Source organism: Streptomyces sp. SDr-06 (assembly GCF_003324565.1).
In the GTDB taxonomy this organism is placed as follows: Bacteria; Actinomycetota; Actinomycetes; order Streptomycetales; family Streptomycetaceae; genus Streptomyces.
The window spans coordinates 16,173-29,078 of the sequence record NZ_QOLA01000026.1 but is presented as its reverse complement, the minus strand read 5'-3'; the positions used below and the strand labels follow the sequence as shown (position 1 = coordinate 29,078).

The 12,906-nt window shown below is 72.4% G+C and carries 9 protein-coding genes; all 9 read right to left on the bottom strand.

Annotated elements, in window-relative coordinates; translation table 11 throughout:
• The 9 genes from DT019_RS33530 to asnB are packed head-to-tail and all read right to left on the bottom strand — an operon-like array spanning nt 1 to nt 12,906.
• Nucleotides 1–648, bottom strand: coding sequence for a PIG-L deacetylase family protein (locus DT019_RS33530; protein WP_114040811.1), 648 nt, complete (start codon nt 646–648; stop codon nt 1–3).
• Entirely contained in the window at nt 645–1,439 is a 795-nt protein-coding gene (locus DT019_RS33525) for a glucose-1-phosphate cytidylyltransferase (protein ID WP_114040756.1), read from the bottom strand. Before DT019_RS33525 ends, DT019_RS33530 begins: the two co-directional genes overlap by 4 nt.
• Nucleotides 1,436–2,725, bottom strand: a complete 1,290-nt coding sequence (locus DT019_RS33520) for a class I SAM-dependent methyltransferase (RefSeq protein WP_114040755.1) — start codon at nt 2,723–2,725, stop codon at nt 1,436–1,438. The genes DT019_RS33525 and DT019_RS33520 overlap by 4 nt, the downstream gene beginning before the upstream one ends.
• On the bottom strand, nt 2,722–3,963 hold the full coding sequence (locus tag DT019_RS33515; RefSeq protein WP_114040754.1) for a glycosyltransferase: 1,242 nt from the start codon (nt 3,961–3,963) through the stop codon (nt 2,722–2,724). Before DT019_RS33515 ends, DT019_RS33520 begins: the two co-directional genes overlap by 4 nt.
• 2 nt (nt 3,964–3,965) lie before the next feature.
• Nucleotides 3,966–5,258 (bottom strand): O-antigen ligase domain-containing protein, encoded by a 1,293-nt coding sequence (locus DT019_RS33510; RefSeq protein ID WP_189390156.1) that lies wholly within the window; start codon nt 5,256–5,258, stop codon nt 3,966–3,968.
• Between the two features lies 1 nt (nt 5,259).
• Nucleotides 5,260–6,798, bottom strand: coding sequence for a right-handed parallel beta-helix repeat-containing protein (locus tag DT019_RS33505; RefSeq protein WP_114040753.1), 1,539 nt, complete (start codon nt 6,796–6,798; stop codon nt 5,260–5,262).
• 13 nt (nt 6,799–6,811) lie between these two features.
• The gene (locus DT019_RS33500; RefSeq protein ID WP_114040752.1) at nt 6,812–8,770 is read right to left on the bottom strand and encodes a heparinase II/III family protein; all 1,959 of its coding nucleotides are present in this window, start codon (nt 8,768–8,770) and stop codon (nt 6,812–6,814) included.
• Nucleotides 8,767–10,944, bottom strand: a complete 2,178-nt coding sequence (locus tag DT019_RS33495; RefSeq protein WP_114040751.1) for a bi-domain-containing oxidoreductase — start codon at nt 10,942–10,944, stop codon at nt 8,767–8,769. Before DT019_RS33495 ends, DT019_RS33500 begins: the two co-directional genes overlap by 4 nt.
• 33 nt (nt 10,945–10,977) lie before the next feature.
• Nucleotides 10,978–12,906: an asparagine synthase (glutamine-hydrolyzing) gene (asnB, locus tag DT019_RS33490; protein ID WP_114040750.1), complete on the bottom strand. Its 1,929-nt coding sequence runs from the start codon at nt 12,904–12,906 to the stop codon at nt 10,978–10,980.

Below are 12,906 nucleotides of genomic sequence, written 5' to 3'. Positions count from 1 at the left end.
TCATTCCCCCAGATCGAGAGTGAGTTTGGTGACGGCGAACGCCTCGGCGTAGCGCGTCTGGCATTCGATGCCGCGGATCCGTGCGAGGCCGAGGAAGGCCTCCCGGTCGAACCAGGACCGGTGCCGCTGCGAGGGATAGTGCTCGTGCAGCAGCCGCGCCTTGTGGTCGGCGATTTCCGGTGACAACGGCTGATAGGCCGCCGGACGGCCGAGATCGCCGTCCCACTTGGCGATCTCGTACCCCAGGACGAGGTGGTCGCGGAACGCGGTGGTCACCAGCTTCGCCAGGGCGCGGTGGTCCTGGTGCGCGTCATCGGTGCGCGGGGCCAGCAGGAGATGCGGCTCGGTCCGCAGGCGCAGCTCCTCCACCGCGGCCTTGGCCTCGTCCCAGTGCGCGGGCATCCGGCCGTCCGGCAGCTTGAGCACACTCAGCCGCAGGTCGGCGCCCGGGCAGAAGGCGTCGAGCGCGGCCCGCTCCTCCTGCTCGCGCTCGCCGCCTCCGCCGGACAGCACCAGGGCGTCGACGCGGAGACCCGGCCGCGCGCGGCACAGCGTGAGCAGGGTGCCGCCGGCGCCGATGGCGATGTCGTCGCAGTGCGCGCCCACCGCGACGATCCGGTCCAGGGGCCCGGCCCCGAGCCGGATCACGCCCGCGCCCCGGCGCTGTCCCGCTCCCACACGGCCCAGGGGCGCTCGCCCCGGGCGTAGGCGGCGTCGAGCGCGGCGCGCTCCTTGACGGTGTCGGTCGGCTTCCAGAAACCGCGGTGCTGGTGGGCCACCAGCCTTCCCCGCTTGGCGAGTTGGGCGCATCCGTCCGCGACCAGGTCACCGTTCTCCGGGATGTGGTCGAAGATCTCCTGGCGGAGCACGAAGTAGCCGCCGTTCTCCCACAGCGGCAGTTCGCTCACCGCGGTGATGCCACCCACCAGGCCGTCCTCGCCCAGGTCCACGCAGTGGAAGGAGGACTGCGGCGGCACCACCATCATCGAGGCACCGGCGTCGCGCCGGGCGAAGGAGTCGATCATTTCGGGCAGCGGTGCGTCGGTGAGGACGTCGGCGTAGTTCGCGAGGAACATGTCGTCGCCGTCGAGGTGGTGGCGCACCCGGCGCAGGCGTTCCCCGATCGGCGACTCGACGCCGGTCTGCACGAAGGTGATCGTCCAGTCGGAGATGTCGGTGGACAGCAGCTCGGTCCGCCCGCCCCGCAGGACGAAGTCGTTCGAGGTGGTCTCCTCGTAGTCGAGGAAGAACTTCTTGATGTGGTGGGCCCCGTATCCGAGGCACAGGATGAACTCCGTGTGCCCGAAGTACGCGTAGTAGCGCATGACGTGCCAGATCAGCGGCCGCGGGCCGACCATGGCCATCGGCTTGGGCATGTCGTCGGAGGCTCCGTTGCGCATCCGCAGCCCGTAGCCTCCGCAGAACAGGACGACCTTCATGCTGTGACCTTTCCGGACGCGACCTCGACAACGCTCAACTCGGGTATGGGAAAGACGAGTCGGCCGCCCCAGGCGTGCACGAAGGACAGCTGCTCGACCAGCTCGGCCCGCAGGTTCCACGGCAGGACGAGCACATAGTCCGGCCGGTCGGCGGCTATCCGCTCGGGCGGCAGGATCGGGATGCGGGTGCCCGGGGTGAACCTGCCGTGCTTGTAGGGATTGCGGTCGACCGTGTACGGCAGCAGGTCGGGGCGGACGCCGCAGTGGTTGAGCAGGGTGTTGCCCTTGCCGGGGGCGCCGTAGCCGACGACCGTCTCGCCGCGCTCGGCCGCCTCGATGAGGAACCGCAGCAGGTCCCGGCGCACCTTGGCCACCCGGGCGGAGAACTCGGTGTACCCGGACAGCTCCTGCAGCCCGGCGGCCTTCTCCCGGGCCAGCACGTCGGCGACCCTTCCCCAAGCTCTCGGCTCCGCTCGATCAGGGGATACCCCAATGCTCGGCTCGCCGGCGACCTCGGCGGGGCGGGCCCACAGCCGGATGGAGCCGCCGTGCGTGGGCAGCAACTCGACGTCCACGAGCGCCAGTCCGCCGCTCGCCAGCGCCCGGGCGGCGGAGGCGACCGTGTAGTACTGGAAGTGCTCGTGGTAGATCGTGTCGTACTGGTTCTCCTCGATGAGGGTCAGCAGGTGCTGCACCTCGATGGAGACCCAGCCGTCGTCGGCGACCAGGGCGCGCAGCCCCCGGGTGAACCCGACCACGTCGGGGATGTGCGCGTACACGTTGTTGGCCACGACCAGGTCCGCCGGGCCGTGCTCGGCGCGGACGGCCGAGCCGACCTCCGGGTCCAGGAACTCCGTCAGCGTGGGCACGCCCGCGTCCCGGGCCGCCGCGCCGACGTTCACCGACGGCTCGATGCCCAGGCAGCGGATGCCCCGGTCCACCATGTGCCGGAGCAGATATCCGTCGTTGCTCGCGACCTCGACCACGAAGGCGTCGGACCCGAGCCCCAGCCGCCCCACGGCGTCGGTGACGAAGGTGCGCGCATGCTCCACCCAGGAGGTCGAGTAGGAGGAGAAGTACGCGTACTCCTTGAACGTCTCCTCCGGTGTGATCAGCGGCGGGATCTGCGCGAGCCAGCACTCCGTGCAGACCCGCAGGTGCAGCGGGTACGCGGGCTCCGGCAGGTCCAGTTGGTCCGCGGCGAGAAAGCTCTCGCACGGAGGCGTCGCCCCGAGGTCGACGACGCTCGCCATCGCCTGTGAGCCGCAGAGTCGGCATCGTGTCATCTGCTGTCCCCATTCCCCCTGCCCGCGCGGGTGTCCCCGCCGCGAGCCAGTGCCGACCGACCCGCGATCGCGGTCCGGTACTCCTCCATCAGGCGCTCAAGACCCACGGCGGGGCTGAACCCCTGCTCGTAACGGCGCCGGGCCGCCTGCCCCATCTCCCGGTTGGACGCCGCTCCGGCCGTGATCCGGCGCAGGCACGCCGCCAGCGAGGCGGCCTCGCCCGGCGTGTGCAGCAGCCCCGTCACCCCGTCCTCGACGAGTTCGACGAACGCGCCGTGCCCGGCCGCGACCGCCGGCACCCCCGCCGCCATCGCCTCCACCACGACCAGGCCGAACGCCTCCAGCCACGTCGAGGGAGCCACCACGGCGACCGATCGCGCGATGGCCCGGCGGCACTGGGCCGGGTCGTACAGGCCGACGAACTGCACGTCGTCCCGGCCCGCCGCCCACGCGGCCACCTCCGGCTCCAGCGGCCCCGCGCCCGCGATCACGAGCGGCACGCCCACGCCGCCGCTCGCCGCGATCTCGTCCCACGCGGCCATGAGCAGCCGTAGGCCCTTGGCCTCCGCGAGCCGGCCGAGATAGAGGACGTGTTCGCCGTCGCCCTCGCGCCATGTGTCCGGCTCCGGTACGAAGTTGTGCTTCACCGCCAGCCGCTCGGGCGGCATCCCGGCCCGCACCAGCACGTCGCGCTGCGCCGCGGAGATGCAGAAGAACCGCTCCACGCCCGACCACCACCGCCGCCGGTTGACCGACAGGCTGACGGCGAGCGGCACCGTCGCGAGCCGCGAGCCCCGGTAGCAGCCGTGCCGCACGGCGGGCAGCGGCGTCGCCCCGACACACTCGGTGCAGGGCCGGCCGTCCCGCTGGAGCGTGCCGGGCGGACAGACCTGGGTGTAGTTGTGCAGCGTGGCCACGGCGGGCACCCCGGCGTCGGCGCACGCGGCCAGTACCGCGGGCGACAGGAGCGGGAAGACGTTGTGGATGTGCACCACGTCCGGCCGCTCGGCGCGCAGCCGCGCGGCGAGTTCGGCGCGGACCGCCGGGTTCCACGGCACCAGGAGAGGCACGGCCGCCTTGGACAGGAGGGAGCGGGCGGCGATGGAGTCGCTGCGCCGCTCGAACACCTCGACCCGGTGGCCGGCCGCGCGCAGCAGTGCCACCTCCTGCTCGACGACCTTGTTCTCGCCGCTCGGCTGGGCCGAGGCGTAGTGGTTGTGCACCACGAGGACGTGCATGCTCACGTCACCTCCGATCTCCGCGCCCAGCGCGGGACATGTCGTCGAGGGGCCGCGGGTGCGGTGGGCGGAGCGGCCGCGGCGGGCGCCGAAAGGAGCGAGGCGGCCACGGCCAGGTGCAGCAGGTACGGCGAGGCGTCGCCGAGACCGGCCTCGGTGTACGAGGCGATGGCGCAGTAGCTGATCAGATAGATCGCGCACGCCCGCGACAGCGAGGGGGGCCGCAGCAGTGCGATGGTGCCGAGGACCAGGATGATCAGTGCGACCAGGGCGATGCCGATCAGCCCCTGTTCGTTGTAGACGGCCAGCCAGCTGTTGTCGATCGGCAGCCCGCCGAACGACTTGTCGCCCAGGCCCACGCCGAGCCACTGCTGCGCGGTCGTGCGGGGCGCTGCCAGCAGGGCGTCCCAGACCTTGGCCCGGCCGGTGAGGTTGGAGAAGTTCTCCTCGGTCTGCCCGCGCAGGAACCAGGTCTGGAGCGCGGAGCTGAACCCGACCGCGGCCACCGTCGCGCACAGCACCGCCCAGGTGAAGAACCGGCGGGCCGCCGCGCTGGTCAGCACGAGCGAGCCGATCGCCAGCGCGAGACCGACGAGCAGGCCGAGCGTGGCCGTGCGGGTATGGGTCAGCGCGAGCAGGACGAGGGACGGCACGATGATCACCGCCGCGCTGGTCCGGTCGGTGCGGTGGCCCAGGACGAGCAGCACGGTCAGGCCGACGATCACCGCGGCGTACTGGGCGATCTGCGGCGGTGTGAGCGGCCACAGCGCGCCGACCAGCCGCCCGCCGTAGAGGTCGGGCATGGCCGCCCCCGGCGAGATGGCCAGGCCCGCGGCGACCGACCCGAGCACCGCGAAGTACATCCGGATGTGGTGCCGCACGAAGGTGGGGCCGCCGTCCCACCAGCGGCCGAGCAGCCACAGCGTGCCGGTGAAGAGCGTCAGCCGGAAACACCGGAACAGCGCGCCGAAGCCGGACTCCAGATGGGCGCTGGAGATGACGCTCGCCACCAGCAGCAGCGTGAGCAGGAACAGGAAGGAACTGGACCGGATGCGCAGCCGGAGGTTGAGGGTGAGCGCCAGCGCGAACGCGCCCACCAGCGAGCCCATGGTGACCAGCTGGATGAGGGAGCGCGGCAGCGGGACGATGGTCCTGGCCCCGGCGGAGCCGAGGGTGTTGAGGATCAGCAGCCCCCAGACCGTGCCGACGAGCTTCGGGGTGCCGGGCGGGCGCGGTGCGTCGCCGGGCCGGGCGTCCGCCGCGGGCGGCGCGCCGCGGGCCGGGTCTTGGGCCATCTCAACCACCGGCCCGCAGGTCGAAGGTGCTGTTCGGGTCCTGCCGGTACGGCGCGCCCTGCCACTGCCCGGAGTCGAGCACCCGGCTCGGGTCGTGGGCGACGAACTTCCAGGGTCCGACATAGACGTTGTCGTGCCAGCGGTTGTGCTGGTCGAGGGTGATCGCGTCGGCCACCTGCTCGCCCTGGTACGGCGACCAGTCCGGATAGGTGCCGTAATTGGCCAGCATCGCCATGCGGTCGCACTTCGCCGCGCAGCCGACGACGGACGGGTTCAGCAGGAAGCGGTTGTCGTGGATGTCCACCCGCTGGGTCTTCCACCGGCAGTCGGCGTAGAGCGGTGCGGCGGAGATCGCGGGCCGCGCGCAGCGGTCCGAGTGCGGCACCAGCAGCGTGCAGTCGCCGGAGGAGGTGTTGGCCGGGCTGTTGCAGAACCGGTCGGCGTTCTCCCACAGGGTGATGCCGGACCAGTTGTCCTCCAGCACGTTCCGGTAGATCTCGATCTTGTCGGTGCGGGCGTGGATCCGTGGTTCGCCGCCGGACTCGGACAGATAGACGGCCGGATACGGGAAGGTGTCGCCGCGGTCGGCGTACTTGCGGCCCTCGACCCAGTTGTTCCGCCGGATCGTGTTGTTCCGGATGACCGCGTTGTAGCTGGTCTCATAGATCAGCGCGGCGCCGTCGTTGCCCTCGAGCAGGTTGTCCTCGATGCGGAAATCGTTGTTGTTGGTGTCCGCCCACAAGCCGGTTCCTCGGTTGGCGTGCACCCAGTTGCCGCGGATGTCGGCGCCGCCCACGGCCCAGAACTTGACGCCTCCCGTGCAGCCGCAGCCCGGCTTCTGCCGCTCCCAGTCGTCGGTGTTGTTCGCCGTGATCTCGTTGCCTTCGAGCACCAGGCCGGTGAGGGCAGCGCCGGTCTTGTACGCGTTCATGCCGTACTGCCCGTTGCCGCGCAGACAGCTGGCGCGGACCTGCTGGCGGGCACCGGCCATCAGCCCGGCGCCGGAGTTGTTCTGGACGGTGGTGTGCTCGATCACCCAGCCGTCGGCCGAATCGTGGTTGACCACGCCCTCGTTCTGCGGCGCAACGAAGCCCTGCACGGTCAGGTACCGGAGGGTGACGTCGCGGGCGGTGCCGCCGAACGCGTACTGGTTGGTCCTGCGGCCGTCGAGCACCGCGCCCGGCGCGCCGATGTAGCTGTCGCCGTCCTTCGGGATGACCTGGGCGTAGCGGTCCTGTTCGAGCGTGTGCCGGCCCGGCCGGAGCCAGAACGTGGTGTTCGGGGGGCTGCTCCTGGTCTTCGCCGCCAGGTCGCCGGCGACGGAGGGGTCGACGCTCACCGCGCCCGCCGGCGCGCTCGCGGGCCCGGCCGGGGGCTTGGCGCACACCCGGGCCGCGTTCGCGGCCGCCGCCGTGGTCGGGGAGGGCGAGGCGGTCGGCTCCGACCCGGGATCCGGCGTGCTCGTACAGCCGGTCGCCACCGGCACGACCAGCGCCAGCGCAGCCGTCGGCAGCGCCCAGCGTCGCCATGTGATCCCCACGTGTCCTTACTCCTCACTCGCCCCGGAACCTGAGCACGCTGGTGAACTCCCCGGCGCCGTCGGTGAACCCGGTGCCGACCAGCGCCGTGGCGGGCTCCTTGCGGCCGAACCCGGCGGAGTACCAGCCCAGCGGCGGATGGCTCTCGCCGCGATGCGCCCGCCAGGACAGCTGACCGGGCAGCTCGAACACGGCGGAGCGGTCCTCGCCGTCGCGGGTCCAGCGGAGCACCGCCCGGCTCCCCAACAGGTCCGCCGTGATCGTCGGGCCGAGGTGGAACGCCAGCTGCACGGGCCGCCGCGGACCGGGCACCTCGTCCACCACCCGTAACTCGCTTTGTGCGGAGGCCAGTTCAACGCGACGGCGGTGCACGGAGGGCCGGTAGCCGTCGTGCTCGGCACACCAGTGGGACATGCCCGGCGCGGACGTGTCCGCCGTCAGGACGCGGCTGCGGGCGTGCCGGATCCACAGGAACGGGCCGCCGGAGACGGACTGGTCGCGGCCGTCCAGCCGCAGGGTGTTGTGGGCGAGGGTCGAGCGGAAGTACTGCCGCCACTCGGGCTGCCCGTGGTAGCAGTACGTCCCCGGGTCGGCGAGCACGTCGACCCCGTCGTGCCGGACCTCCACGGACAGCGCGTCCGCGTGGGCGTGGGCCGCGATGGACAGGAAGCCGTGGGGCCCGCCGTCACAGCGGCACCAGATCTCCTGCGGACCGCGCAGGATGGTCAGTCCCGCGTCGGCGAAGTGCGCCGGCCGGCTCGCCGGGCGGGTCCTCGCGTCCTGCGGGCGGGGCCGGACGAGGGCGGCGAGCAGCGGGGTGCGCACATCGGTGGCGGTCACCGTCGGCCACCAGGGGAGCCGGCCGAACACGGCGTCGCCGGTGGCCAGGAGCGAGGCCCAGCGGTCGGTGCCCGAGCCGTCCACGACCAGCCCCTGCCCGTCGTCGGCGTCGCCCTGGCGCGGCGGCCGCAGCCGGTTGTCGACGATCGCGGCGAGCGCGTCCGTCATCCGCAGCAGCACCAGGCGGACCGGATCGGGGACCGGCACGCCGGCGGCGTCCGCCTCGGCCACCGCGGCCAGGCCCAGTTCCAGCACCAGTCCGTGGTACTCGGTGGCGAGTTCGCGGTTGAGGCCCGAGGGAAAGGTGTTGCCGCGCAGGTGCCGCTCCAGCGAGCGCAGCGCGTCGGCCCGCCAGCGCTCCGAGGACGGGAACCAGCCGAACGCGCAGGCCGCGGCGAACTGACCGGCGGCCTCGGCGACGGCGTGGTTGTTCGCCGAGGACCCCCGGCTGGGGAAGGCGGCCAGCCAGCGCTGGTGGTGCCAGATCTGGGTCCGCGCCACCGGGTTGTCCTCGAACAGCCCGGCCGCGTCCGGCCAGCCGTCGAGCAGCCGGCGGATCCACACCCAGGACAGCAGCCGGATCCCCAGTTCGATGCCGCTGGTCCAGTGCACCCCGCGCAGCGGCGCGTTGGCCGCCCACCACGACCGCAGATGCCTGGCCACCCGCTCGGCGTACCGCTCGTTCCCGGTGACCGCGTAGGCGGCGGCGAGCACCGTGAGGTACTGGTGCCGCGACAGCTCCCAGATCTGCTTGATGTCCCCGACCGCGTCCTCGTCCCGGTACGGGACGTCGAAGGCGTAACCCCCCGGGGCGCGGCGGCCGGTCTTCGGGTCGTACCACCAGTCCGGCCGGTCCACATCGTCGCGGACCACCCCGAAGTACTCGACGTGGCCGTACATCAGGCGGTCCGCCTCGGCGATGAGACGTTTCGCGGCGTCCGGCGCGATCCCGGCGAGCGTCCCGGCGGGCAGGACCGAGGTGAAGCGGGAGCCGCGCACCCTCGGGCAGTTGGGCGGCGCCGAGCGCCACCGCCGCCTGCGCAGCGTGTCGCCCACCCGGCCGCCGACCTCCCGCGGCCCCATCCGCGACAGCCGCCGCAGGTACCAGCCCGCGCTCCCCGAGCTCACCGTCATCGCGTCCTCGCCAGCGTGACCGGAGCGCCACCGGCCAGGCCGGCCCGCACGGCGAGGGTGGCCGACGTGGTGGCGACCAGCGACTCCAGCGGCACCGGCATCGGCCCGCCGGTCCGCACCGCCCGGATGAACGCGGCCAGCTCGGCGGACTGGCCCTTGTCCCGTGCCTTGGGCAGCCGCGAACTGACCCACCGCTCGCGGCCGTGGACCGAGGCACGGACGAAGTCGTCGAGCCGCAGCACCTTGCCGTCCGCCACCAGGTCCAGTGTCTCCTTGGGGTAGCCGGGTGCGCCGGTGGTGACGTAGCTGATGGTCGCGGTGGATCCGTCCGGGTAGCGCAGCAGGACCTGGAGGTCCTCGGTGCCGGACGGGGCGACCGCGTACACCGAGACCGGATCGGCGTCCAGGAGCCAGCTCGCCGTGTCGATGAAGTGGCCCCCCTCGCCGGCGAACCGCGAGCCCTCGGTGCCCTGTTGGAGGTACCAGCTGCCGTGGTCGAGGCGGCCCGCGTTGACCAGATAGCGCAGGCCGGCCGGCCCGGTGCGGGGGCCGAACCGCTTCCTGGCCTCGCGCAGCAGCGGCGCGAACCGCCGGTTGAAGCCCACCTGCAGCCGGTCGTTGCCGGACTCCTCGACGGCCGCGAGCACCTTGGCCAGCTCGTCCTCGGTGAGCGCCAACGGCTTCTCCACGAACACCGTCTTGCCCGCCAGCAGCGCCTGTCTGGTCAGTTCGGCGTGCGAGCTGTGGCGGGTGACGACGAACACCGCGTCGATGGACTTGTCACCGAGCACGGCGTCGAGGTCGGTGGTCGCCCTGGCGAAGCCGAACTTGCGCTGCGCGTTGGCCGCGGACAGCGCCGTGGTGGTGACCACCGTCGACAGCTCCACCCCCTCGCGCCGCGCCAGGTGCGGCAGCAGCATCGACGTCGCGTAGTTGCCCGCGCCGACGAACGCGAGCCGCACCGGTGTGCCGGCGGGCCGCGCGGGTGCCGCGCTGCCCTGACGCTTCACCGCGGGCACGGCCACCGTGGGGGCCGCCGCTTCCTGGGCCTGTCCGGTGTACCGGAACAGCACGGCGACGGCCTTCAGGTCGCCGTCCTTGAGCCCCTGGTACGTCCGCACGGCGTCGGCGAAGTCGGCGGTGTGGGAGACCAGCGGCTCCACGTCGACGCGGCCGCGGGCGAGCAGATCGAGGAAGCAGGCCAGATTGCGGCGCTCGGTCCAGCGCACGTAGCCGATCGGGTAGTCGCGTCCCTCCAGCTCGTACTCCGGGTCGTAGCGCCCGGGGCCGTAGCTGCGCGAGAACCGGACGTCGAGCTCCTTCTCGTAGTAGGCGTTCCACGGCAGGTCCAGGCGGCACTTGCCGATGTCGACGACCCGGCCGCGGTCGCGGCAGAGCCGGGCGGCCACCTCGACGGGCTGGTTGTCGGCGCCGCCGGCCGCCAGGTACACCTGGTCCACGCCGTGGCCGTCCGTGAGTTCGGCGACGGCGCTCTCCACGGCCGCGGACTGCGGATCGCCACAGGCCGCGGCGCCCAGGCGCTCGGCGAGGGCACAGCGCGCCGGGTCGGGGTCGACCCCGACGACGCGGACCCCGGAGGCGGAGAGGAGCTGCGCCACCAACTGCCCGATCAGCCCGAGGCCGATGACGAGGGCCACCTCTCCGAGTCGGGGCTCGCCGCGGCGCACGCCCTGTAACGCGATGGACCCGACGGTGCCGAACGCCGCGTGCCGGGGATCGAGGCCCCGCGGCACCCGGGTGTAGAGGTTCTTGGGCACCCAGTTCAGCTCGGCGTGCAGCGCGTGCTCGTTGCCGGCGCAGGCCACGAGGTCGCCGACCGCCACGTCGTCGATGCCGGTGCCGACCTGCTCGACCACCCCGCACAGCGAGTAGCCCAGCGGTGTGTACGAGTCCAGCCGGTTGATCACCTTCTGGTAGGTGGCGGCCACGCCGTTGGTGGCCACGCTCTGCATGACCTTGGCCACCTGGTCCGGCCGGGAGCGGGCCTTGCCCACCATCGACAGGCCGGCCTCGGACACCTTCATGAGCTCGGTCCCGGTCGAGATCAGCGAGTAGGCGGTGCGGACCAGCACACCGCCCGGCTTGCACGCCGGGACCGGCACGTCGAGCACCGCCAGCTCGCCGCTCTTGTAGTTCTGAACAACCTGTTTCACCCGAGCTCCTCTGTGTTCCAACTGTCAACACCGTCAGGCCGCTTGGCTCTGGCCGGGTCCTGAGGTCGCGCCGCGATACCAGTACTCGAGGGTCAGCACATGCCACAGATGCTTGGAGAAGTCGCGCTGTCCGGCGGCGTCCTCGGCGACCATGCGGGCCAGCGCGTCACGGCGCAGCAGCCCGGAGTTCACGAGCACGCCGTCGTGGACGACCTCACGCACCAGCGGGGCCAGGTCCCGGCTCATCCAGGCCCGCAGCGGGGCGCTGAAGAGGCCCTTGGGCCGGTAGACGATCTCCCGTGGCAGGACCGAGGCGGCCGCCTCCTTGAGGACCGCCTTGCCCTGCCGTCCGGCGATCTTGCGCTCGCCCGGCACGGCGAACGCCGCCCTGACCACCTCGACGTCCACGTACGGCACCCGCACCTCGATCGACGCGGCCATGCTCGACCGGTCGGTGTAGGCGAGGTTGAGGCCCGGCAGGAACATCCGGGCGTCGGCCAGGCACATGCGGTTGACGAAGTCGTCGAGCTCGTTGTCCCGGTAGGTGTCCGCGTGCTCGGTCAGCACGTCCTCGACCGTGCCGGCCAGGTCCGGGTCGATGAGGCCGAGCAGCTCGTCCTGGTCGTACAGCGTGTAGCTGCGCCGGAACGCGGTCTCCTCCGGCAGGTCCGCGAAGGACAGGAACCGCTTGGCGAAGCGCACCGACCGGTAGCCCCGCCGCGCCGTGGCGACCGGCAGCCGGTCCACACCCCTGGCGAGGCCGCGCCGCAGCGGCCGCGGGACGCGCTGGTAGCGCAGCGCGATCAGGTTGGCGAGGTGCTTGCGGTACCCGGCGAACAGCTCGTCGGCGCCCATCCCCGAGAGCATCACCTTGACACCGGCCTCCCGGGCGGCCGAGCAGATCAGGTACGTGTTGATCGCGGCGGGGTCGCCGATCGGCTCGTCCAGGTGGTACGTCATGCGCGGCAGCAGGTCGAGCACGTCCGGGGCGATCTCGATCTCGTGCAGGTCGACACCGAACCGTCCGGCCACCTGCCGGGCGTAGCGCAGGTCGTCCGGCATCGCCTCGAACCTGGCGTCCTCGGCGCGGAACCCGATCGTGTAGGCGGAGATGCCGGGGTGGTGGCGGGCCGCCAGCGCGGTCAGATAGCTGGAGTCGAGACCGCCGGAGAGGAATGTCGCCACGGGTACGTCGGAGAGCAGGTGGCGCCGGGTCGAGTCCTCGACGATCGCCGCCAGGTCGGGCCGTTCGCCGGCGCGGGCCCGCTCCTGGCCCTCGGCCGCGACGTCCCGGAGGTTCCAGAACCGGCCGCGCTCCACCCGCCCGTCGGGCCGGCACCGCAGCCAGCTTCCGGGCGGCAGCTTCTCCGCCTCGCGGAACGCGCACCGCGAGTCCGGCACCCAGTAGTACAGCAGCGAGGCCACCAGGGCCGCGTGGTCCACCCGCAGCGACTCCCCGGTCACGGCGGCGAGCGCCTTGAGCTCGGAGGCGAACACCAGGCCCATGCCGCGCCGGAGCAGGAACAGCGGCTTGATGCCCAACTGGTCGCGGGCGAGCACCAGTTCACCGGTGCGCTCGTCGAAGACGGCGAACGCGAACATGCCACGCAGCCGGGGCAGGCAGTCGGTGCCCCAGCGCCGCCAGGCCTCAAGCAGCACCTCGGTGTCGGAGGTGCCGCGAAAGCGCACCCCGGCGGCCGTCAACTCCGCACGCAGCTCGGGGGCGTTGTACAGCTCCCCGTTGTACGACAGGGCCAGGCCCCCCGAGACCATCGGCTGGGCCCCGGTCGCGGACAGGTCGAGGATGGCGAGCCGGCGGTGCCCGAGGTGCACCTCGCCGTCACCGACGGGGTGGCTGTAGCGGCCCGCCCCGTCCGGGCCGCGGTGGACGAGGGTTTCGGTGAGCCGGTCGGTGACGGCCTTTCCGTCCGGCCACCGGTACGTGCCTGCGATGCCGCACAT

Coding starts and splice junctions, on each gene's coding strand:
- DT019_RS33510 (WP_189390156.1), bottom strand. CDS start 5,258: ATGGCCCAAGACCCGGCCCGCGGCGCGCCGCCCGCGGCGGACGCCCGG.
- DT019_RS33515 (WP_114040754.1), bottom strand. CDS start 3,963: ATGCACGTCCTCGTGGTGCACAACCACTACGCCTCGGCCCAGCCGAGC.
- DT019_RS33525 (WP_114040756.1), bottom strand. CDS start 1,439: ATGAAGGTCGTCCTGTTCTGCGGAGGCTACGGGCTGCGGATGCGCAAC.
- DT019_RS33520 (WP_114040755.1), bottom strand. CDS start 2,725: ATGACACGATGCCGACTCTGCGGCTCACAGGCGATGGCGAGCGTCGTC.
- DT019_RS33500 (WP_114040752.1), bottom strand. CDS start 8,770: ATGACGGTGAGCTCGGGGAGCGCGGGCTGGTACCTGCGGCGGCTGTCG.
- asnB (WP_114040750.1), bottom strand. CDS start 12,906: ATGTGCGGCATCGCAGGCACGTACCGGTGGCCGGACGGAAAGGCCGTC.